Origin of the sequence: Polaribacter sp. L3A8 (assembly GCF_009796785.1) — a bacterium.
Taxonomy (GTDB): domain Bacteria; phylum Bacteroidota; class Bacteroidia; order Flavobacteriales; family Flavobacteriaceae; genus Polaribacter.
In genome coordinates this window covers 3301553-3324190 of the sequence record NZ_CP047026.1, presented here as the reverse complement: position 1 = coordinate 3324190, position 22638 = coordinate 3301553, and the positions used below count along the sequence as shown (strand labels likewise).

20 protein-coding genes are annotated in these 22638 nt (G+C 30.1%); 11 read left to right on the top strand and 9 right to left on the bottom strand.

Features of this window, described 5'->3' with window-relative positions; all coding sequences use genetic code 11:
• The first annotated feature begins 77 nt into the window (after positions 1–77).
• Positions 78–1133 (top strand): endonuclease/exonuclease/phosphatase family protein, encoded by a 1056-nt coding sequence (locus GQR92_RS13605; protein WP_158840436.1) that lies wholly within the window; start codon positions 78–80, stop codon positions 1131–1133.
• A gap of 631 nt (positions 1134–1764) precedes the next feature.
• Here the strand turns inward: GQR92_RS13605 and GQR92_RS13600 are convergent.
• Both GQR92_RS13600 and GQR92_RS13595 read right to left on the bottom strand, forming a co-directional pair.
• Positions 1765–3294 carry an Rne/Rng family ribonuclease gene (locus tag GQR92_RS13600; RefSeq protein WP_158840434.1) on the bottom strand — a complete coding sequence of 510 codons (1530 nt, stop codon included), beginning with the start codon at positions 3292–3294 and terminating at the stop codon, positions 1765–1767.
• A 289-nt stretch (positions 3295–3583) separates the two neighbouring features.
• The gene (locus tag GQR92_RS13595) at positions 3584–3874 is read right to left on the bottom strand and encodes an HU family DNA-binding protein (protein WP_036824254.1); all 291 of its coding nucleotides are present in this window, start codon (positions 3872–3874) and stop codon (positions 3584–3586) included.
• Positions 3875–4015: 141 nt separating this feature from the next.
• On the opposite strand from GQR92_RS13595, the gene mutY reads away from it, so the two are divergent.
• The 7 genes from mutY (at position 4016) to GQR92_RS13560 (ending at position 12619) form a co-directional block, all read left to right on the top strand.
• Positions 4016–5059 carry an A/G-specific adenine glycosylase gene (mutY, locus tag GQR92_RS13590; protein WP_158840432.1) on the top strand — a complete coding sequence of 348 codons (1044 nt, stop codon included), beginning with the start codon at positions 4016–4018 and terminating at the stop codon, positions 5057–5059.
• Positions 5060–5231: 172 nt separating this feature from the next.
• Positions 5232–5672 carry a single-stranded DNA-binding protein gene (locus tag GQR92_RS13585; protein ID WP_158840430.1) on the top strand — a complete coding sequence of 147 codons (441 nt, stop codon included), beginning with the start codon at positions 5232–5234 and terminating at the stop codon, positions 5670–5672.
• 19 nt (positions 5673–5691) lie between these two features.
• Complete coding sequence (locus GQR92_RS13580; RefSeq protein WP_158840428.1) at positions 5692–7020, top strand: gliding motility-associated protein GldE; 1329 nt, start codon at positions 5692–5694, stop codon at positions 7018–7020.
• The gene (gene gldD / locus GQR92_RS13575) at positions 7013–7561 is read left to right on the top strand and encodes a gliding motility lipoprotein GldD (RefSeq protein ID WP_158840426.1); all 549 of its coding nucleotides are present in this window, start codon (positions 7013–7015) and stop codon (positions 7559–7561) included. The genes GQR92_RS13580 and gldD overlap by 8 nt, the downstream gene beginning before the upstream one ends.
• 104 nt (positions 7562–7665) lie before the next feature.
• On the top strand, positions 7666–8523 hold the full coding sequence (locus GQR92_RS13570) for a DMT family transporter (protein ID WP_158840424.1): 858 nt from the start codon (positions 7666–7668) through the stop codon (positions 8521–8523).
• A 306-nt stretch (positions 8524–8829) separates the two neighbouring features.
• Positions 8830–11244: a TonB-dependent receptor gene (locus GQR92_RS13565; RefSeq protein WP_158840422.1), complete on the top strand. Its 2415-nt coding sequence runs from the start codon at positions 8830–8832 to the stop codon at positions 11242–11244.
• A 19-nt stretch (positions 11245–11263) separates the two neighbouring features.
• Positions 11264–12619 carry a hypothetical protein gene (locus tag GQR92_RS13560; RefSeq protein WP_158840420.1) on the top strand — a complete coding sequence of 452 codons (1356 nt, stop codon included), beginning with the start codon at positions 11264–11266 and terminating at the stop codon, positions 12617–12619.
• Between the two features lie 218 nt (positions 12620–12837).
• Here GQR92_RS13560 and GQR92_RS13555 read toward each other — a convergent pair whose 3' ends face one another.
• Both GQR92_RS13555 and dprA read right to left on the bottom strand, forming a co-directional pair.
• A complete protein-coding gene (locus GQR92_RS13555) occupies positions 12838–13905 on the bottom strand; it encodes a hypothetical protein (protein WP_158840418.1) in 1068 nt (355 codons plus the stop codon).
• Between the two features lie 34 nt (positions 13906–13939).
• Positions 13940–15040 carry a DNA-processing protein DprA gene (gene dprA, locus GQR92_RS13550; protein WP_158840416.1) on the bottom strand — a complete coding sequence of 367 codons (1101 nt, stop codon included), beginning with the start codon at positions 15038–15040 and terminating at the stop codon, positions 13940–13942.
• 96 nt (positions 15041–15136) lie between these two features.
• Here dprA and GQR92_RS13545 point away from each other — a divergent pair, with 96 nt between their 5' ends.
• From GQR92_RS13545 to GQR92_RS13535, 3 genes are all read left to right on the top strand, one after another.
• Complete coding sequence (locus GQR92_RS13545; protein WP_158840414.1) at positions 15137–16048, top strand: SPOR domain-containing protein; 912 nt, start codon at positions 15137–15139, stop codon at positions 16046–16048.
• A gap of 73 nt (positions 16049–16121) precedes the next feature.
• Positions 16122–16631 carry an acyl-CoA thioesterase gene (locus GQR92_RS13540; RefSeq protein ID WP_158840412.1) on the top strand — a complete coding sequence of 170 codons (510 nt, stop codon included), beginning with the start codon at positions 16122–16124 and terminating at the stop codon, positions 16629–16631.
• A gap of 11 nt (positions 16632–16642) precedes the next feature.
• A complete protein-coding gene (locus tag GQR92_RS13535) occupies positions 16643–17146 on the top strand; it encodes a mechanosensitive ion channel domain-containing protein (protein WP_158840410.1) in 504 nt (167 codons plus the stop codon).
• Positions 17147–17271: 125 nt separating this feature from the next.
• Here the strand turns inward: GQR92_RS13535 and GQR92_RS13530 are convergent, their stop codons facing one another.
• From GQR92_RS13530 to GQR92_RS13510, 5 genes are all read right to left on the bottom strand, one after another.
• Positions 17272–17832 carry a type 1 glutamine amidotransferase domain-containing protein gene (locus tag GQR92_RS13530; RefSeq protein ID WP_158840408.1) on the bottom strand — a complete coding sequence of 187 codons (561 nt, stop codon included), beginning with the start codon at positions 17830–17832 and terminating at the stop codon, positions 17272–17274.
• Positions 17833–17952: 120 nt separating this feature from the next.
• On the bottom strand, positions 17953–19191 hold the full coding sequence (locus GQR92_RS13525; RefSeq protein ID WP_158840406.1) for a murein hydrolase activator EnvC family protein: 1239 nt from the start codon (positions 19189–19191) through the stop codon (positions 17953–17955).
• Positions 19191–19961, bottom strand: a complete 771-nt coding sequence (locus GQR92_RS13520; protein WP_158840404.1) for a DUF4292 domain-containing protein — start codon at positions 19959–19961, stop codon at positions 19191–19193. The genes GQR92_RS13525 and GQR92_RS13520 overlap by 1 nt, the downstream gene beginning before the upstream one ends.
• Before the next feature lie 2 nt (positions 19962–19963).
• Positions 19964–20941, bottom strand: a complete 978-nt coding sequence (locus tag GQR92_RS13515; RefSeq protein ID WP_233269867.1) for a tetratricopeptide repeat protein — start codon at positions 20939–20941, stop codon at positions 19964–19966.
• On the bottom strand, positions 20942–21958 hold the full coding sequence (locus GQR92_RS13510) for a sugar phosphate nucleotidyltransferase (RefSeq protein ID WP_158840402.1): 1017 nt from the start codon (positions 21956–21958) through the stop codon (positions 20942–20944).
• Positions 21959–22638: the final 680 nt, after the last annotated feature.

Below are 22638 nucleotides of genomic sequence, written 5' to 3'. Positions count from 1 at the left end.
TCAAAGAATTTGAAGTTTTCTTAACACTTAAAATAGCTTCAGTTTCTTACTTTTACTAGATTATAAAAAACACTAAAATGGATAAGAAAATATTTTTTATTATTATTTTTTCGCTAACAATTACAGTTGGTAATGCTCAAAAAAATGGAAAAAAATATAAGATTAGAACCATTGCTTTTTACAATTTAGAAAACTTATTTGACACCATTAATGATGTAAATAAGAATGATGAGGCAAGCCCAATGATGGAGCTAAAATCGAACAGATCTAAGGTTTATTGGGATAAAATTGAAAAACTGAGTAGCACAATTGCTCAAATTGGTGCAGATAAAACCAATACAAGTCCGGCAATTATAGGAGTTTCTGAAGTAGAAAATTTAAATGTTTTAGAAGATTTAATACACTCTAAACACTTAATAAAAAATGATTACGGCATTATACATTACGATTCTCCCGATAAAAGAGGAATCGATGTTGCTTTATTATATCAGAAAAAATATTTTAATCCTATTTATCACGAAGCCTTTAATCCGAAAATATTTAAAGACAATTATCCTGTTTATACTAGAGATCAACTATTGGTTTCTGGTTACCTAGATGATGAATTGATACACATCATTGTAAACCATTGGCCTTCTAGAAGGGGCGGAGAAGCCGCAAGTAGACCAAACAGAGAAAAAGCAGCCTACCAGAACACAAAAATAATAGCGCAGGTTAGAGAGCAAGATGCCAATGCTAAGATTTTAATTATGGGTGATTTTAATGATGATCCTATAAATTCTAGTTTTAAAAACGTATTAAAAACAAAAAGCAGAAAGAAAGATGTAACCGAAGGAGATTTGTACAATCCTTACGAAGACATGTTTCGCAGAGGCTTTAACACTTTAAAATACCGAGATAAAATAAATTTATTTGACATGGTTTTCTTTACATCTCCTTTATTAGATAAAGGAGAAAAAGATTTTTCTACTTATAAAATGTACAAAGCGATGATTTTTAACAAACGCTTTTTAACAACTAAAAAAGGAAAATATAAAGGATATCCTTTTAGAAGTTTTTCTAACGGAGGTTATACAGGTGGCTATTCTGATCATTACCCTGTTTATTTATATTTAATTAAAGAGGCTAAATAGTTTTATAATTAAAACGTATTTCTTTGCGTTTAGGTTGTCATTTTAACGTTTTGAGAGAACTTTTATGGGATTTGGTTTGTGTTATCTTATCACTGTTATGAGACTTCTCAATACTTCGAAGTGACAAGCTTGGATCTTTTTTTTGAGTGAAAAGAACCACTTACACACCTAACAACTACTTAGTTTGTCATTTCGAAATGAGCTTTTTTAAGCGATGGATAAATCTCATATAACTTGTAAATATTATTGAGAAATCACTGTTAAGAGGCCTCTATAAAAGACCCTTCAGGTTTTAAAAACCTGAAGGGTCTGAGTGATTTACAACCAATTAGATTTTAAGAATCTTACAAGATAATATTCACTACGCGTTAAGGATAGAGCAATTGTCTGAGCTCTTTTTTATTCTTTTTCTGAATAAAAAAAGCGAGTGCGAAAGCCTGCCCCTTGTGGGAACGCCCAAAAATAACATGATTAAATAAATGAAACTTGGTGTGTGATTTCTCACTATGTTCGAAATGACAAATTGGGTGTATTTTGTATAATTACAAAATCTTATAAAACACAAAAACCCCGCAACTAAAAAGTTACGGGGTTTTTTGATAAAAAATTATTGCCTTTATATTATAAGAATTTAAGACTTTGAGGTTTTAAATTTATAATTTAAGTATGTGTAAGCGTCACGAGGTATAATTGTAATCCACTTTTTGTGTTTTAAATACCATTTAAAACGTATAGAACTCACTCCTTTTGTTAGATAAGCTGCAATAAAGGGATGTACATTTAACTGTATTTTCCCTGCTTTAGAGTTTGACATAAACTTCTCTAAATCTGCCTCAATTTTGTCTAACAAAACTATTGGTGCTTCTACTTCTCCATTTTTGTTTGGGTTGGCTTCGGTAGTTTTTATACTTAACTCGGGTCTTACCCTTTGTCTTGTAATTTGTACCAATCCAAATTTACTTGGAGGTAATATTTTGTGCTTTGTTCTATCTAAAGCCATTTGGTCTTTTAGATGCTGAAACAGTTTATTTCTGTTTTCTGCTTTGTGCATATCAATAAAATCTACAACTATAATTCCTCCCATATCACGCAGTTGTAACTGGCGTGCTATTTCTGTAGCTGAAATTAGATTTACTTCTAATGCAGTATCTTCTTGAGAACCTGCTTTGTTAGAACGGTTTCCGCTATTGACATCAATAACGTGCAATGCTTCTGTGTGCTCTATAACTAAATAGGCACCTCTACTCATAGAAACTGTTTTACCAAATGATGTTTTAATTTGTCTTTCTATTCCGTATTTTTCAAAAATAGGAGTTTCAGATCTGTGCAATTTTACAATTTTTTCCTTTTCGGGATAAATTTCTTGTAAATATTCTTTTATTTCTTCTTTCAAAGTTTCATCATTTGTTACAATACTTGTAAAAGAATCATTCATTACATCTCTTAAGATAGAAGATGCTCTGTTTAACTCGCTTAAAATCTTTGCTGGTGTGTTTGTATTAGGTATACTTTTACACATTCTTACCCAACGTTCTAATGAGTTTTGCAAATCTTTATCTAATTCTGCTACTTTTTTGCCTTCGGCAACAGTTCTTAAAATAACACCAAACCCTTTGGGTTTAATGCTCTTTGCTAATCTTTTTAAACGTTCTTTTTCTTTTGGGTCTGCTATTTTTTGAGAAACAGAAACTCGGTTAGAAAAAGGAACTAAAACCAAATATCTACCTGCTATTGATAACTCAGAACTTAGTCTGGGTCCTTTTGTAGAAATCGGTTCTTTTACAATTTGTACTAATAGGTTTTGCCCTGTTTTTAGTACTTGGTTAATACTACCGTCTTTGTTAATGTCTTCTTCCTTTTGGAAGTTCTTTAAAGTGAATTCTTTATACTTACCTGTGCTTACTTTCTTAATGAATGTATTTAATGAGTTTACTTGCGCACCTAAATCATGATAATGTAAGAACCCATCTTTTGGGTAGCCTACATTTACAAAAGCTGCATTTAAGCCAGTTAAAACTTTTCCTATTTTGGCTAAAAAAATATCGCCAACCGAGAATTTGTTATCACTAGTTTCATTATTTAATTCAATAAGTTTTCCATCTCTTAATAAGGCAAAATCAATATCAGATGAATTTGAACGAATTATTAATTCTGTTTTCATGCTGAAATGGTTTTAACTCCACACATAATTGTGCAGATGGGTTAATATTGTCAGGTATTTGTAATACCGTGTGAGGTTAGTTTAACCTCTTATGTCAATGAACTTGTTGTTTTTTTTGCGCTAAACTATAAACGAAAAAGTAAGCGGATGCTTACTTTTTCTTGTGTCTATTTGCTCTAGCTCTTTTCTTTCTTTTGTGTGTAGAGATCTTAGCTCTCTTTCTTTTTTTACCACTTGGCATAATGTTACGATTTTTTAAATCTGTTAAGATTTAGATTAATATTGTGTGTTACTTAACTACTACTTTACTTTTTACTCCTTCTGTAAAAGTTTTTGCCGGTTTAAAGGCTGGAATATTGTGTGCTGGAATCTTAATTGTAGTATTCTTAGAAATATTTCTACCAGTTTTTTCTGCTCTTGTTTTGATAATAAAACTACCAAAACCTCTTAAATAAACGTTGTCGCCATTTTCTAATGCATCTTTAACTTCAGTCATGAATGCTTCTACAGTTGCTAATACATCTGTTTTTTCAATCCCTGATTTATCTGATATTTTTGATACGATATCTGCTTTCGTCATGTCTCTATTTTTACTATATTTTTATTAATTTACTTTCAAAAATGCGGATGCAAATATATGATAATTAATCAACTCCAAGAATAATAACACTTAAATTTATGTGAATTTTATAATGTAATATTGCAAACCTATTTTTAAGCAATGACATTTCATAACACATTAATTTACTGGTACTTACAAAATAATAGAGATTTGCCTTGGCGAAAATCTAAAAACCCATACTTTATTTGGCTATCAGAAATCATGCTGCAACAAACAAGAGTTGCCCAAGGTTTGTCTTATTATTTAAAATTTACAGACACTTTTCCTACTGTTTTCGACCTCGCTAAAGCGGATGAAAGTACTGTTTTAAAAATGTGGCAAGGCTTAGGATATTATTCTAGAGCAAGAAACCTTCATTTTTCTGCAAAACAAATAGCAAACGAATTAAATGGCGAATTCCCTTCTACTTATAAAGAGATTATAAAACTAAAAGGAATAGGAGATTATACCGCTTCTGCAATTGCATCAATTTGTTTTAACGAACCAACCGCTGTTGTAGATGGAAACGTTTACAGAGTACTTTCTCGCTATTACGGAATTAAAACACCTATTAACTCATCTGCAGGAATAAAAGAGTTTAAAGCCTTAGCGCAGACTTTAATTGATACATCTAAACCAGGAACTTATAACCAAGCAATTATGGATTTTGGCGCACTGCATTGCAAACCTCAAAATCCGCTATGCGAAACCTGTCCTTTTGCAAATAGCTGTGTAGCCTTAGAAAAAAAATTAACAAAAGAATTGCCTGTAAAAGAGAAAAAAATAAAGGTTAGAAAACGTTATTTTAATTTTCTGGTGATAAAAACAGCTAACAATAAAACTATTTTATCAGAAAGAAAAGGAAAAGGAATCTGGCAAGGCTTATTTCAATTTCCATTAATTGAAAGCGATAAAAACATCAATAAAAACGAACTCGTTTCATCCGAAGAATTCATGGATCTATTTCCGGCAGAAACAACTACTTCTCTTTTCAATGAAAAAGTAATAGTACATAAATTATCGCATCAACATTTATATACTCAATTCTGGATTGTAGAAACCGATAAATCACCTGAAGCTACTATAAAATGGACCGAAATAGAAAAACACCCTGTTCCTATTTTAATTGCGAATTTTATAGAAGCCTTTCTAACTAAAAAGTAATTGATATTTTTAGTACTTTTGATGTAAAATTATTGAACACAATAAATTTATCTAGTAGAGACTTACTAAAAATTAAAAAATATTTTGATTAAACGTAAGAGCGTAGTTTCTCTAAAAATTATAATTTATAGGTTTAGACTGCGCTACACCTATCAACAAAAAAAATAAAGCTATGGCAGCAGGAACAATAAATAAAGTAATTTTAATTGGTAACTTAGGTGATGATGTTAAGATGCATTATTTTGATGATCAAAACTGTGTTGGTAGATTTCCTATAGCAACTAGCGAAAGCTACACCAATAAAACTACCGGAGAAAAAGTAACCTCTACAGACTGGCATAATATTGTTGTAAGAAACGGATTAGCAAAGGTTTGTGAAAAATATTTATCTAAAGGTGATAAAGTGTATGTTGAAGGTAAATTAAAAAACAGACAATGGGAACAAGATGGCGTAAAACGCTATTCTACAGAGATTCATGTAAATGAAATGACCATGTTATCTACAAAGAAAAACGTAGAAACACCTAACAACACCCCACAACAAGATCAAAAACCTTCTGCACCAGCACCAAAAGCTGTTCAAGAAGAAGAAAATGATGATTTACCTTTTTAATTAATCAAACTTAAAGCACTTGGACCCAGATCCCGAAATATTGTTTTTACTACTAGCTTCAACAGATTTACTAACCACATTTAATGCAATTCTACTAATTGCTTTACTTATAAGTTCTGCATTAGTTTCTGGAGCTGAAGTTGCTTTTTTCTCACTATCTCAAACCGATTTAAACGAACTTTCTAACAACGGAAAAGAGCAAAATATTGTAGTCACTTTATTAGAAAGGCCCAGAAAACTATTAGCAACAATTCTAATAACCAACAATTTTATAAATATTTTAATTGTGTTATTATTTGCTTCTCTTGCAGAAACTTTATTTGGCAATTTTGATTATCAATTAAACGTTTACCTCTTTACCATTCCTATTCGTTTTTTATTAGAAATTGTTTTAGTAACCTTCTTAATCCTTTTATTTGGTGAAGTTTTACCAAAGGTTTATGCTTCTAGAAATGCGCTGCGTTTTTCTAGAACAATGTCTAAATTTATACACTTTATAAATATCTTATTAACACCTTTTAGCTTACCTTTAATTACTTTAACAAAATGGATTGAGAAAAAATTAGGAAGTAAAAACTCTAATTTTTCTGTAGAAACTTTATCGCAAGCACTAGAATTAACTTCTGAAGGAGCCACTACCAAAGATGAACAAAAAATTTTGGAAGGAATTGTAAATTTCGGTAACACAGAAACCGTACAAATTATGGTACCTCGTATAGATGTTTTTGCACTTTCGGATACTGAATCGTACGAAGTTGTTTTAGATAAAATTCTAAAAAACGGCTATTCTAGAAATCCTGTTTACAAAGACAGTATCGATAATATAATTGGTATTTTATATGCTAAAGATTTATTAGCGCATTTAAATAAAACAACTTTTAAGTGGCCTACATTATTAAGGGAACCCTTTTTTGTACCAGAAAACAAAAAATTAGATGATTTATTGGGCGATTTTAGAGAGAAGAAGAATCACTTGGCAATTGTGGTTGATGAGTATGGAGGCACAAGTGGTTTGGTAAGCTTACAAGATGTAATAGAAGAAATTGTAGGTGATATTAATGATGAGTTTGATGATGAAGATTTACAATACTCTAAAATAGACATCAACAATTATATTTTTGAAGGTAAAACCTCTATTAAAGATTTCTGTAGAGTTTTAGATGATGAAGATGAAGAAATTTTTGAAGAAGAAAAAGGGGAAAGCGAAACCTTAGCCGGCTTTATTTTAGAGATTTCTGGTAAATTTCCTAAAAAGGGTGAGAAAATAAACTTCAAGAACTATACGTTTACCATAGAAGCGTTAGATAAAAAACGTATTAAACAAGTTAAAGCAACCAGAAATGCGTAACATTTTTCTATTAATTTTTACAATCACCTTTCTTTCTTGCAAAGAAGATACATTACCAAAACCTAAAGCGTACTTAAGCTTAACGTACCCTAAAAAATCATATACTAAATTAGCTTTAGAACGCCCATATTCTTTTGATGTTTTAAAGAACACCAAGGTTAAAGACGATGCAAATAACTGGCTAACTATTACATACCCTAAATTAAAAGCCTCTATAGACATTACCTACAGACCCGTAAAAAACAATATTAAAGAACTACTTACTGAGGCCGAAAAATTAGTATTTAAACACACTATAAAAGCAGATCAAATTATTCCTAAAGATTTTGTAAATCCTAAAAAAAGAGTCTTTGGTAGTATGTATGAAATTACTGGAAATGCAGCTTCACAAATTCAGTTTCATATTACAGACAGCACTACTAACTTTATAAAAGGATCTTTATATTTTTACGCAAAACCAAATTACGATTCTATTTTACCTGCTGTAGATTATATAAAAGAAGATATTCTGCGTTTGGTTGAAACCCTAGAGTGGAAATAACAGTTCTATAAAAATACTCAAACTAAAAACCTAGTCTTCTTTGATTTTTCCTCAATTTTGCAACACTTAAAAATAATGATACTTTAAAACTGCAATAACATTTAATGGAAAATTCACACGGAAAAAACGTATCATTTTTACTTTTAGGAACTCTTTTTGTAAGTACTTCTGGTGTTTTAGGAAAATATATTGCGCTACCAGCAGAAGCAATTATTTTATGTAGAGCTATTTTAGCGGCTGCTTTTATGTTTGCTTTTTGTAAAGTTAAAAAGATAGATTTAAAAATAAAATCGAAAGCAGATTTTATTTCTTTTATCATTAGTGGTTTTTTTATGGGCGCACATTGGGTTACCTATTTTATAGCATTAAAGTTATCTAATGTTGCTTTAGGCATGTTATCTATCTACACTTTCCCTGTAATTACTGCCTTTTTAGAACCTTTTTTTTCTAAACAAAAACTAAATCCCGTACATGTCTTTTTAGCCATTTTAGTTTTAATTGGTGTATACATTTTGGTGCCAGATTTCTCTTTAGAAAACAATGATTTAAAAGGTGTTTTATTCGGAATTTTATCTGCCTTCTGTTATGCGCTTAGAAATCTTACCATTAAAAAACACGTAAAAAAGTATAACGGTAGTGCGTTAATGCTACATCAAATGGTTGTAGTTACAGTGCTATTAGCTCCTGTTTTATTTTTTAGTGATTTTTCTAACTTTCAAAGTCAAATTCCCCTTTTAATATTAGTTGCATTAATAACTACTTCTATTGGTCACACAATGATGGTACATTCGCTAAAACATTTTACAGTATCTACAGCCAGTATTATTAGCAGTGTTCAGCCAATTTTCGGAATTATAATTGCTTATATCTTTGTAAACGAAATCCCTAGTTTAAATACTTTTATTGGCGGAAGTTTAATTTTATCGACAGTAATTATTGAAAGCATAAGAAGCCGAAAATAACATCTACTGTTTCCGAAACATCAAAAGAAGTAAACATACAAAATTTAACGATTATTTATATTTCAACTCTAAAAAACGACATAATATCATTTTTTAAAGGAGTTTTCTATTGCAAAACGATCAAATACACAAAACACACTATATAGAATCATTAAAAATAAGGTTCATTTATTTGATTATTACGAATATCTATACCTAAAAATTGACACATTAATTTTAAAACCTTCTTTTAAATTATAATTCATTAAAACACCTATACTTATTTAGATTAAATACAAATAAACATATATTTGTCAAAAAAAAGGAATGTCTCATTTTATCAAAATAGGTTTACTTCTACTTATATCATATACTACTTTTAGTCAAGAAGGAGATTTTTATGGTAAAGTAAAATTTAACAATGACGAACCTGCAATAGATGTATTTGTCGTTATAAAAGGAGCGCATTTCTACAAAGAAACTATTACAGATTTTAATGGAGAATTTTATATAAAATCAATCCCTTATGGTACACATAAAATTCAATTTCATTCTTTAAATTCAAAAAAGAAGACAGTTACTGTACTACTTAACACCAAGAAAAAAGAAGTTAATGTTTCCTTAGAGTTGATAAAAAACCAATTAGACGAAGTTCGAATAACTACCAAAACAGAAAAGACAAAAAAAGAGACACAAGGTTTTGCAGTAAATGTTATAAAAACCAAAGAAGCAAGTCTTAGAAACATCCAAACAAACGAATTATTAAACACAACAGTTGGTGTAAAGATTCGTCAAAATGGTGGTTTAGGTTCAGATGTTAGTTATAGTTTAAATGGATTATCTGGAAATGCAGTACGAATTTTCATAGACGGAATTCCTAGTGCTGTTTATGGTTCTTCTTTTAATTTAAACAGCATTCCGCCTTCAATGATTAAAAATATTGAAGTTTACAAAGGCGTAGTTCCCGGTCATTTAGCAGATGATGCTTTGGGTGGCGCTATTAATATTGTACTTCATAATGATGCAAAAACCAACTTAAACGCATCTGTTTCTTACGGATCTTTTAATACTTTACAGGCAAATGTAAACGGTTTATATCGTTTTGAGAAAACGGGTTTCACCGTTAAAGCTTCTCTTTTTCATAATTATTCAAATAATGATTATAAAGTTTCCGGTAGAAGCGTTGTAGTTACTGGTTTAGGTGGTGTACAAAAACCAATAACTGCAAGAAGATTTAATGATGCTTACAGCTCTACAGGCGGAATGATACAAGCTGGTTTTACAAACGTAAAATGGGCAGATCAATTTTTTGTTGGGATTACAGGTTCTGATGATTATAAAGAAGTACAACATGGTGCTTTTATGACAATTACTCCATACAAAGACAGGCATTTAGAATCAGACGCTTTATTAGCAAACCTAACTTACAAGAAGAAAAACCTTTTTACAAAAGGATTAAACTTAAAAATAAATGGATTGTACGGTAAAAGAAACCGTGCCGTTAACGATACGGTGGCTTGGGCTTATAACTGGAACGGAGAAAGAGCTATTGATTTTAGAGGAAATGAATACAAATACACTTGGGGCTCTCAACAAGAAGGCGGACCAACATTATCTAAAATTAAAAGAAAAGTAGCTTCTATTAGATCTGGAATATCTTACAATATCAATGACCAACATAAAATTTTAGCGAACCACGTGTATAGTGGTGTTGATAGAGAAGATAGCGATGTTTTAGTTTCTGTTTTAGAAAACACTTTTAAAGGTACTAGAAATATTGATAAAAACATATATTCTTTAACTTATGAATTTACAGCATTTCAAAACCGATTAAGAACAAGTGTCTTCGGAAAACATTATCAACAAAAAACAACAAGTATTGATCCTGAAATCAAAACAGATTCAAACGGAACAAAAAGTATCGTTGATGAAATTATAAGTAGTAATAACAAGAAGGATGGATACGGGTTTGCAGCTTCATATGCTATTTCTCCAAAAGTTACATTATTAGCTTCTGCTGAAAAAGCGATTCGTTTGCCAGATGAAACAGAAGTTTTTGGTAACGATGGGGATAATGTAGTTGCCAATGCTAGCATTAATCCAGAACAAAGTAACAACTACAATTTAGGTTTTAGATTCGGAACTTTTCATGTAAAAAAACATGATTTTACAATTTCTACAAATTTATTTACACGAAATATTAAAGACAGAATCGGTTTACCAATAGAAACATCGTTTAATGTTGATGATGAACTAATAGTATATGTAAACCAAGGTAGCGGAACCTCTAAAGGAATAGACGCACAAATAAACTACACCTATAACAGAAACTTTGGGTTAAATTTTAATGTCTCTAAATTCGATTTAAAAATAATGAATAATGGAGTAGAAATAGATGTGCCTAACACACCTTTTTTTACAATGAACGGTAGTTTACGTTACTCATTTAAAGATGTAATTCAGAAAAATTCTCGATTAAATCTATTCTACAACATGTATTTTACTGATGATTTTTCATACCTAACTTCTCAAGGATCAAATACTGTTGGTAATGATTTCTTTGAAGTACCTAAACAACTAGCGCAAGACATTGGGCTTAGCTATGCTTTTCCTAACAAGAAACTTGTAGCAAGTTTTGATGTTAAAAACATATTCGACAAACCTGTTTATGATAATTTATCTGTACAGAAACCAGGAAGAGCTTTTTACCTAAAATTAAATTACACAATCAATAAATTTTAACCATTCAAAATAACATAAAATGAAACACACTTTTTTAAACTACAAAGCATTAGCCTTTATATTAACATTTAGTGCATTAACTGCATGTAGTGATGATATTAATGAAAATCAAACCGTAGATCCAGTTGAAGAAACTAGATGGATAACAATTGCAGGAGCAAAAATGGGCGATAACCCAGGAGACGGAAATGGAGGAACATTAATTTACGCTGTAACTAGTGAAGACGCTAAAGACCCAACCGTATCTATAGATCCTTTTGAAAACGGATTTATAGCACCTTCTAATAGAACGGCTAGATTACAAGCTTCTGAAGATGGAAGTACTATTTTTAATATTAGCTACGCTGGAGATACTGGTGGTAATTACACAAAATACACTGTAGAAGGCGGACAAACCTTTACCGCTACTGGTTCTGAAGTTAGTATTGCTCCTTATGTAGGAACTGCACCAAGGTGGATAAAATTATTTGATGGAGACCAAACTGGTTCTGCAGTATACGTATCTACAGAACACCAAGTTGATGACAATGGAACAACAGATGACGTTACGGATGATGTTTATACTTACACAGAAGCTACCATAGGTGTAGTTACTTTAGATTTAGAAAACTCTTTAATAAAAGAGTTTAAAGAACATGTTGTACGTTTAAGTGCAGAAGAAGAAGCAAAAGGTTATTATATTTCTAGAATTGACATGCCTACTTTAAATAAAGCTGGAGATAAACTATATATCGGTGCTCGTTTAAGTAAAGTAGATCCTGCAACTGTAGAAAGTGATAGAGGTTATGAAATTTTAGGTTCTAAAACAATTATTTTAGATTATCCTTCTTTATTAAACCCAACAGTAATTACGTCTACTCTAGGGCATGGAAACACAAACGGATACCGTAGTATTAATGCTTTTGAATACGAAGGAAGTGTTTACCAAGCAAACCAAAGTGATCCAGAAGGTTCTCATATTTTAAAAATTGGAGCTAATAACGAATATGATAATTCTTATGACTTTAACTTAGATGATGCTTTAGGTGTAACAGGCGCTTATATTCTTGCTTGGAGACCTGCAGCAAACGGAAAAGCGGTATTAGCTTATAGACATGATGGTTCTGTAGACGGTTTAGCAGGGGCACAAGGCTTTTTTGCTTTGGTTGATTTAAATGCTAAAACGGCTACTAAAATTGACGACATTCATTATGATCCAGATTTTTACTTATTTCAATACCAAGGTTTTGCGGTTGATGGAAATGAAATCTATTTAACGCAAGCACCTGTTGGACAAAATGGAAACATTTATGTTGTTAACACTGATACTGGTGCAGTTACTAAAGGTGCAACATTAGTAAACGCAACAGGAAGTCACTTTATTGGTGCTTGGTAATATTTTACTAAAAATAAAACAAGTTAAAAAGCGTTGTAAAAAATATTTTTACGACGCTTTTTTATTTTAGTAATCTCTTTACTTATATTGATGCTTGAAACTGTTTTAAGAAAAAAAGTTTACAAACAATTATAGCCCTGATAGAACGGTCTGTTTGAGCTCTTTTTTATTCCTTTTTGGGGATAAAAAAAGCGAGTAGTGAAAGCAGGAAATAGCTTCTAAAACAATTCTTTATTACTAATATCTAAGTAATTACGTTTTACAAAGGCTAAAATGGTTTCTAAAATTTCACCCATATTGGTGCATTTTTTAAACTCTACATCACCAACATATTTCATTAACTGTTTTTTAAGAAGCGCTACATTTTCTGGGTAAGAAATAGTATCTGCCTTCATACATTTTATTAAACGGGTTGTTCTTCTGGGAGCAGTAATCATCCTTTTTGCCATAAAAGAACGTTCTTCTATTTTATATTGATCTATAGAAGTGTTCTGTAACTTTTTACCTACCATTTCTACCATTTTAAAGTTCTCTTTCATAAACTGTAAGTTGTAGACCTTTAAGTTTCCTTCAAAAGATTGCTGATCGAAATCTATGGCTCTAATTTTATAAATAACCTGATCAAAATCGTGTATTGGCGTAATTACGTAATTGTAAGAACGCATATCGCCTAACAAACGGATTAAACATCGTTCTTTAAACTTTACAAATTCTTTGGCTATTTGTGCTTTCTCTAATTCGGTACAATCGGGTAAGATATCTCTTATAAAATCATCTCCAGGTATTCCTGCAATGTGCTCTTCAATTAAAGTGTCTTTAAATACTAAAAAGTTCATGTTATGGGGAGACAAAATATGCTCTAATTCTAAACCATAAACACGAGAAGCATCAGCTTTTTTTACATAAAAATAGGTAAAGTTATCATTTAAAATATTTCTAACTTTTATTCTAAATGGTTTAGAGTTACCAAACGTACAATAATCAATAGCATCTATATTTAAATACGGAATGCTATCATCATTTCCATCAGAATGTAGTCTTGTATAAATTTTCTTTAAGTTTCTATCAATCTCTTCTCTTTCGTATTGAGAATAATAGGTTCTTACCCACAAAGTGTCTTCGTCATTTTTATCATAGACAATAATTGATCCTTGAAAACGCAACAAATCATCGTAATAAAGAGAAATTTTTGTATTTCTGTTGTAATTCTTTAAATACGCATGCAACATTTCATTTACAGGAAATGTTGGTTTTTTCTTGGACATCAATTTTTTCTCTATCGCCATCTTTACTTCTGATTTTTATCAAAAATAAGCATTATTAAGTAAGTTCGAACATCTTTCCTGGCAAAGGTTTTGTAACACCTTTTAATTCCATTTGCAATAAAATAGATGATAATTGATAGATAGGAATGTTACATTCTAAAGAAATAACGTCTAATAATTGTTGTCCTTTATCGTGCAATAGATCATGAATTTTCTGCTCGTTCTCATTTAATTCTACAAATAATTGTTTTTGAATTGGTTTCGTTTTTTCTTGAACATCCCAATTTAGCATTTTTACAACATCTGATGCTGAGTTTAGTAAATATGCTCTATTGTTTTTAATTAAACCATTACAGCCTTTACTATACAAATCTGTACTTCTACCAGGCACAGCAAACACATCTTTGTTATAAGAGTTAGCAATATCTGCAGTTACCAAAGAACCTCCTTTAGATGCTGATTCTATAATAATTGTTGCTTTAGAAATGCCTGCAACAATTCTATTGCGTTTTAAAAAATTTTCTCTTAAAGGATCTTCTTCACTCCAAAACTCGGTTAAAAAACCACCATTTTCATTTACTTGATTGATATATTTTTTATGAACCTTCGGATAAATTTGCTCGAAACCGTGTGCTAAAACGGCAATTGTTTGCAACTTATTTTCTATTGCTGCTTTATGCGCACAAATATCTACACCGTAGGCAAAACCACTTACAATTATAGGATTATAGCTTGCAATTTCTTTTATAAACTGATTGCAGAAATCGCGCCCATAAGAGCTAATATTTCGTGTACCTACAATAGAAATAATTCTAGAATTAGAAAAATCTAAATTGCCATCTTTAAACAATAAAATAGGACTATCGATACAATGTTGAAGGTTTTTAGGGTAATCATCGTCTAAAAAGTAGGTATAAGAAATATTGTTATCTTGAATGTATTTTAGCTCTTTTTCTGCTAATTCTATATTTTTAGTATCAAACAAATTCTTTAAAACATGATTTCCAATTCCGTTAATTTTTGATAGTACCACAGCCTTTTCTTTAAAAACCTGTGCTACATCACCCACATTTACAATGAGTTTTTTGGCTATAATATCTCCAATAGTTTTGCATTTTTGCAATCGTAAGATGGCTAATAATTTTTCTTCTTTCAATCTGATAACAATTTGAATACCAATATATAAAATATTTGTTGATAAAATTGTTAAGAAAAACTTTTACAAAACGTCTTAATTTCTATATTTGTTACAATGAATTTAGCTACTTATATAAACGATTTACTATACAGATACGATTGCGTAATTGTGCCTGACTTTGGAGGATTTGTAACCAATAGAATTGGTGCAAAAGTGAATAACTTTACACACACTTTTACACCACCTACAAAACAAATTACCTTTAACAGCCTGTTAAAGCATAATGATGGTTTATTAGCAAATTATATTGCTTCTGCAGAAAACATTTCTTTCGAGAAAGCTTCTACAGCTATTTCGATGTCTGTAATTAAGTGGCAAAATGAATTACAATCTAAATTTGTACAAATTGATAATTTAGGTGTTTTGTCTTTAAATGAAGCTAAACAAATTATTTTTGAACCCAATACTACTGTTAATTATTTAACGCAGTCTTTTGGTTTAGCAACGGTACAATCTTCTGCAATTGCAAGATATAAAGAACAAGTAAAACCTTTAACTTCTATTATTGCAGAAGAAAAGAAAAAAGGAATACCTGCATTTATAAAATATGCTGCAACTGCTGCTATTTTATTAACTTTAGGTGTTGCAGGTTATAATGGTTATGAAAATAATCAACAAAAAATAACAGCAGCCAATCAAGAAAAAGCAATACAGAAAAAAATACAAGCTGCAACTTTTGTAATCTCTAACCCTTTACCAACCATCCATTTAAATGTTGCTAAAGAAGTAGTAAAACCATACCATATTGTTGCTGGTGCTTTTCAATTTGCAGAAAATGCAGAAAAGAAAGTTAAAGAATTAAAAACAAAAGGGTATGACGCCAAAATAATTGGGGTTAACAAATGGGGCCTTACACAAGTTACTTTTAACAGTTATTCTAATCGTAATAAAGCCATTAACAGTCTTTATCAGATTCAAAAAACGGTTTCTAAAGACGCTTGGTTATTGACTAAAAAATTAGATTAACTCCTTTTTCTTTAACGTTTTTTAAACTTCACCTTTAAATAAGGGATTGTATCTTTGCAAAAAACATTTTTTGATGGAAGCAAAAACGCCAAAAGAATCTTTAACAATACTTACCGACTTGGTTTTACCTGGTGACACCAATTATCTAGACAACCTTTTTGGAGGAGAATTACTTGCCAGAATGGATAGAGCTTGCAGCATTGCTGCTAGAAGACACTCTAGAAGAATTGTAGTTACAGCCTCTGTAAACCATGTTGCTTTTAGCAAAGCAATACCTGTTGGTAGTGTAGTTACAATAGAAGCTAAAGTTTCTAGGGCGTTTAACTCTTCTATGGAAACCTATGTAGATGTATGGACGGAAGACAGACAGTCTGGATCTAGAACAAAAGTAAACGAAGGTATTTATACTTTTGTTGCCGTAGATGAAACAGGAAAACCTGTTACAATTCCTCAAATTAGACCCGAAACAGATTTAGAAGAAACTCGTTTTGAAGGAGCTTTAAGACGTAAAGAACTAAGCTTAGTTTTAGCGGGTAAACTAAAACCTAGTGATGCAACTGCTTTAAAAGCTCTATTTAGTTAAATACTCTAATTATGATGGAGCTATACAAATATAAAATCATTTACTCAGTTGCAATTTTTGTAACTGCTATTTTAACACGATTATTAATTACCAATTCTTTAAAGAAAATTCAAACAAAGTTTGGATTTCAAAAGGCGAGAATTATAGTGACTAATAAAATAGTTACAGTACTAATTTATATTACCGTTATTGTACTAGTCTCTTTTATTTGGGGGGTTGATGAAAAACAACTGTTAGTTTATGTATCTTCTTTTTTAACTATATTAGGGATTGCATTTTTTGCACAATGGTCTATTCTTTCTAATATTACAGCAGGTTTAATTTTATTTATAAACTACCCAGTAAAAATTGGAGACACCATTACAATTCTAGAAAAAGACAATAATATTACAGGCGAAATTAGAGATATTGGTGCTTTTTTTATCACATTAAGAACACCAGAAAAAGAATTAATTACCTTACCAAATGCCGTTATTCTTCAAAAAAATATTAAATATTCTCCGCAACCAGAGTAGTCTTCATTTAATCTTTCTAGTAAAGGTTTTTGTTTAGGTTAAAATAGTTAAATGTTATCATAGAAAAGAAGCGCAAATTTAAATTTGCGCTTCTTTTTTTATTTACTAATAGTAATAAGATAAAATTAAGCCATTTGGCCTTTGTGTTTACCTTCATATACTTCTTCCACTAACTTAGCATTAAAAGCAGGTAAATCATCAGGGTTTCTACTCGTAACTAATCCTTTATCTACAACTACTTCTTCATCAATCCAATTTGCTCCGGCGTTTATTAAATCTGTTTTAATAGAGCTATATGAAGTTATTTTTCTCCCTTTTAAAACATCTGCTTCTGCCAATAACCAAGGTCCATGGCAAATAGCACCAACAGGTTTATGATGCTCAAAGAAAGATTTTACAAAACGAACTGCGTCTGTATTATTACGTAATAAGTCTGGGTTTATAACTCCACCAGGCAACATCAATGCATTATAGTTTTCTTGAGATACTTCCTTTAAAGTTTTATCTACTTTATATGTTTTTCCCCAATTACCGTCATTCCAAGATTTTATTTCTCCAGATTCTAAAGACACAATGTGCACCTCTGCACCAGAGGCTTCTAAAGCTTTCTTAGGTTCTCTTAATTCACTTTCTTCAAATCCATTAGTTGCTAATATTGCAACGGTCTTTCTTTTTAAGTTTTCCATTTTAATAAAATTTTAATTAATATAAAAAATTTGTAATTTCTATAACAAAATTAATTATTAACCAGCGTTCTTATGTGTGGTATCAAATTCTATTTTAACGTAAATACTATTTTAAGTAGTTTATCTTCTTAAAATCCAAGAAGAAGGATTTAAACGTGTTGTGTTCTTAAACAACACAAAAATTAACTTTGTTTTTTTAGAAACTTTGTCTGTAAAAATCTGACCAATTTTTTGTCCAGTTACAACATGATCACCTTTTTTAACATACGATTTTTCTAAGTTGTTGTATGATGAAATATAATTACCATGCTGAATTAAAACGTTTTTTCTACCCTCTGCACTTACCAAAATATTCAGCACACTTCCATTAAAGATAGCTTCTGCATCTCTGCCTTGTTTGGTAACAATATGCAAACCGGTACCGTTAACGGTAATCCCAGGAAATGATGGATGTGGCTGTTTACCAAATTTTCTAACAACAATACCTTCGCTTACAGGCCAAGGCAACCTACCTTTATTTAACTCGAACTTTGTTGCTAAAGCTTTGGCTTCTGGACTTAAAATAAATTCATTTTTCTTAACTGCCGTCTTTGGTTTATCCTTTAATTTAGCTCGTGCAATTCTATTTGCTCTTTCAATTTCTTCACGGATTTTCTTATCTATTTTAACGGTAACTCTTTTCTCTTCTCTAACTATATTTTGAAGATCTTTTTTATATTTACTTTCTTTTTTCTTAATGGTAGCAAGTAACTTTTCTTGGTTCTTTTTATCAATTTCAATTTCCTTCTTTTGTTCTTTCTGAGATAATATCAAAGTATCTTTTAAAGCCTTTTGAACCAATAAAGAATCATTTAACTGTTCTACTTCTTTTGTATGAACTAAAATACCTTCTCCCTGTTTCTTTCTAAAGGAAGTATATTGTTTCATATACTCTAACCTTTTATAAGCCTGATAAAAACTCTGTGAAGAGAGTAAAAACATCATTCTACTTTGTTGAGATTTACTTTTGTACGATCTAAAAATCATATCAGCATAATCTTCTTTTAAGTCTGCTAGCTTCTTTTTTAAACTTTTTAGCTCCGTTTCATTTTCGTGAATTTCTTTTAATAGAATTTTTGCTTCGGAGTTAATTGTAGCAATTAACTTCGTTCTAACATATATTTTTCTATTTAAGTCTTTTAAGTCTTCTAACGCATTGTTTACTTTTTTCTTTTCTTTAAAAAGCAACGAATTTACTTGCTTAATTTCATAATTAAGTTTTTTACGTTGTGCTTCTAATTCTTTTCTTGTTTGTCCAAAAACAGAAAAAATACTTATAAAAAAAATTAAAACGGGTATGTAAAACTTTCTACTTTTCACTATAGTTTAATTTGCTTGTAACCATTAGGTATCGAAAATGAAGCATCAATATCTTTATTAAATTCAACAGATTTTACAATAAAATCTATGTCTGTAAATTTACCGGGTTGTTTTGCTTTTATCTGAATTTCTGATGGAAAAACAACATCATCAAAAACATTGTACGAAGGATAAAAAACATCTAAACGTTGATTTTTTGCCGAATTAACAATAGATTGTTTATCTAATTTAAAATGAGACGGATTTACAGAAAAGAAAAGATCAAACAAACTTGCTTGTATTTCTGGCGATAAAACATAAGAATTATCTGCAATAACTACCGTTTGCTTTTGCTCTTTTACATTTGTTAAAGATTGTCCTAAGAATAAATTTTGCAGCTGATTAAAATTAATATCTGTACCTAACAACTTTTTTAACATAGTAAAATCTCCTTCAAAATAATTTTTAGCATAAGGAGAATAATAACTTACAGAAGTTGGTGTAATTTTAGCCTTAAATACGGTAATAAACTTAGTTCCTTTTAACCAGATTACCTCATCTTTCACCATTTTTAAACTCACAGAAATACTCTGATTTATTTTTCCGTTATTATAATTTGCTTTTAACTTGGCATCCACTGTTTTTTTATCAAAATTAGCAGCAACATGTTTTTTAGCAACTTTTTTAGCTGACATTTCTGTAGCAATAGCATTTACATCTATTAAATTCTTTTTTGCTTTACAAGAAGTAAATACAACTGCAAAGACTACAAAATATTTTAAAAATTTCATTCTTACTCTTTTATTTTTTTTGATTTTTCTATAAACTTTTTTTCCTCATTAAAATTACCCAAACCTTTATAGGAAATAGCCATTTCTTTGTAAAAATCAGATTCCATTGTATCTTCTATCACAAAATCGATACCGTTCTGTAAACTCAATAACGCTATTTTAAACTTTTTCTGATAATTTAAGGCCTTTCCTTTCATTAAATATACAAAAGGTTGAGCAGGAAAAAGTGAAATACCTTCACTTGAATACTTTAAAAGCACTTCTGAATTCTCTTTAGATGCTATTAAAATTTGCTTTAAGACAACATACGATTTGTGTTCTTTAAATTGTTCTTCTAAAGAAACTTCTGATGCTGTTTTTTTATCAACAATCGTTTTACTTTCTTTATTTTCTAGGTTACTTTTTATTTTTTTATAGGATGAAGACAACATATTATCATGCTCCATTTCATCCATCAATAAAATAGCTTTTTTATACTCTTTTTGTTGCAAATATAATTGCAACAAATACGATCGTTCTTTTAGATTGCCTTCAACTAATTTTTGTTGAACAGATATGGCTTCAGAATAATTTCTATCCTTTACATAAACTTGAACCAAATGTTTGAGCATCCAATTATTATTTGGCTCCTCCTCTAGCGCTCTTTTAATATACTCTTTTGCTAATAAAGTTTTATTAAGGAGTAAGTAATTTTTAGAAAACTCAAAATAAACAGCCTTATTCTCGTTTGAAATCTGGTTACAGCTTTCTAAATTTTCAATTGCTTTTTGATAATTACCAATTGACTTTTCTGACAAAGCCTTAAAAAAAAATTGCTGAAAATTCAACTCTTTTTCTTCTGTTAAATCTTTAGTAATTGGTATGCTATCTTGTGCGTAAAATTTGAAAGAACAGAGCATAAAAAAAAGAGAGAACAGAGCATACTTTACATAAGTAGCTCTCTTTTTTCTCTGTGCTTTATGCTCTAATCTTATAATCATTTATGTTAATTCGGTATAATCTCCAATACTTACAGAAGTATATTTACCGTTATATTTTGCGTGATTACCAATCATTGCATTGTTTAAATTTGCGTTAGAAATAGCAACATTAGATTGTATAAGAGAATTTACAATTGTAGAATTTTCTACCACACTATTTGCTCCAATAGAAACATAAGGCCCTATTTTTGTGTTTTTAAGCACCACATTTTCACCAATAAAACAAGGCTGAATAATTTCTGAATTTTCTAAAACAACATCTTTAGCTACTAAGTCATTTCCAGCTTCATGCTCAAAACCTAAAACTTGTTTATTAGTATCTACTGTTGGGTCTTTTTTACCACAATCCATCCAAGCATTTACCGTTCCTGGAATAAATTTAGCTCCCTGTTGTTTTAAAGACTCTAAAACATTGGTTAATTGATATTCATTATTCTCCTTTAAATCATTATCGATTAAATATTGAATTTCTTCTAATAATTTATCTCCACTTTTAAAATAATAAATTCCGATAATTGCTAAATCAGAAACAAAATCTTTTGGTTTCTCTATAAAATCGGTGATAAAACCATCTTGTAATTTTACAACGCCAAAGGCACTAGGGTTTTCTACTTTACTTACCCAAATTGCGCCATCTGCATTCGCATCTAATTTAAAATCTGCTTTAAATAAAGTATCTGCATACGCAACAACACAAGGCCCGCTTAAAGATTCTTTGGCCATATAAATTGCATGTGCTGTTCCTAAAGCTTCTTCTTGCACATAAACAGATCCTTTAGCACCTAATTCTGCCGCAATCTTTAATAATTGAGCTTCTGTATCGGTAGGAAATCCTTTGGCTGTTGTTCCTATAACAAATGCAATTTCTTCAATTTCTTCGTCTATTACAGAAGCAATATCTTCTACCAAACGTTGTACAATTGGTTTTCCTGCAATTACAGTTAAAGGTTTTGGAATTGTTAATGTATGTGGTCTTAAACGAGACCCCATTCCGGCCATTGGTACTATTATTTTCATGTTTTTCTTTTATCAATAAATATGGACGCAATATAGCACTAATTAAGAAATTCAAGAAATTTGAATTTAACAAAGACACACCATTTTATTAACCATTTCTAATTTTAGTTTCTATAATATTTAAAAATTATATGCCCGTATAAATAACCTGTTTCTCGTTAATATAAATTTTAACAAGAAGTTACTAAAAAAGTAAAAACTTATTATCCCCTCTAATAAATCTTTACAAAAAGCCCACACTCTTAGAGAAACCTAAAATTACCTGCTCTTAAAAAAGATACCGAATATTAAAACCTAAAATTAAGGTTTAAATAGAAAAACACGAATCCTAATCTAGATATAATAACATCACTAATTTATTAATTCTATAAACATTAGTGTTTAAAATAAAGGGAACTATTTAATAAAACCAAAAGATAAAGAAGAACTTTTTATTCAAAAAATAATTAAACAATTAATTATCTACAACCAAAAAAATTAAGATTTCAGCTATAGTTAGTGATTTTTTGATTTGTATCACCATTTTTAGGGAGTATCCTCACTGTTTTCAGGGAGATAAAAATTTCACTGTTTTCAGTGATTGACAAGCACCTTTTTTCATTATATATTTACATCATTATTGTATTAGAATTTATTGGATTAAGTAATAACGTTAGATACCTTTAAAAATAATACTGTAG

Coding starts and splice junctions, on each gene's coding strand:
- GQR92_RS13540 (WP_158840412.1), top strand. CDS start 16,122: ATGGAAGCAAAAACGCCAAAAGAATCTTTAACAATACTTACCGACTTG.
- GQR92_RS13510 (WP_158840402.1), bottom strand. CDS start 21,958: ATGAAAATAATAGTACCAATGGCCGGAATGGGGTCTCGTTTAAGACCA.
- GQR92_RS13545 (WP_158840414.1), top strand. CDS start 15,137: ATGAATTTAGCTACTTATATAAACGATTTACTATACAGATACGATTGC.
- GQR92_RS13605 (WP_158840436.1), top strand. CDS start 78: ATGGATAAGAAAATATTTTTTATTATTATTTTTTCGCTAACAATTACA.
- GQR92_RS13560 (WP_158840420.1), top strand. CDS start 11,264: ATGAAACACACTTTTTTAAACTACAAAGCATTAGCCTTTATATTAACA.
- GQR92_RS13520 (WP_158840404.1), bottom strand. CDS start 19,961: ATGAAATTTTTAAAATATTTTGTAGTCTTTGCAGTTGTATTTACTTCT.
- mutY (WP_158840432.1), top strand. CDS start 4,016: ATGACATTTCATAACACATTAATTTACTGGTACTTACAAAATAATAGA.
- GQR92_RS13600 (WP_158840434.1), bottom strand. CDS start 3,294: ATGAAAACAGAATTAATAATTCGTTCAAATTCATCTGATATTGATTTT.
- GQR92_RS13535 (WP_158840410.1), top strand. CDS start 16,643: ATGATGGAGCTATACAAATATAAAATCATTTACTCAGTTGCAATTTTT.
- GQR92_RS13595 (WP_036824254.1), bottom strand. CDS start 3,874: ATGACGAAAGCAGATATCGTATCAAAAATATCAGATAAATCAGGGATT.
- gldD (WP_158840426.1), top strand. CDS start 7,013: ATGCGTAACATTTTTCTATTAATTTTTACAATCACCTTTCTTTCTTGC.
- GQR92_RS13565 (WP_158840422.1), top strand. CDS start 8,830: ATGTCTCATTTTATCAAAATAGGTTTACTTCTACTTATATCATATACT.
- GQR92_RS13555 (WP_158840418.1), bottom strand. CDS start 13,905: ATGGCGATAGAGAAAAAATTGATGTCCAAGAAAAAACCAACATTTCCT.
- GQR92_RS13530 (WP_158840408.1), bottom strand. CDS start 17,832: ATGGAAAACTTAAAAAGAAAGACCGTTGCAATATTAGCAACTAATGGA.
- GQR92_RS13515 (WP_233269867.1), bottom strand. CDS start 20,941: ATGATTATAAGATTAGAGCATAAAGCACAGAGAAAAAAGAGAGCTACT.
- GQR92_RS13570 (WP_158840424.1), top strand. CDS start 7,666: ATGGAAAATTCACACGGAAAAAACGTATCATTTTTACTTTTAGGAACT.
- GQR92_RS13585 (WP_158840430.1), top strand. CDS start 5,232: ATGGCAGCAGGAACAATAAATAAAGTAATTTTAATTGGTAACTTAGGT.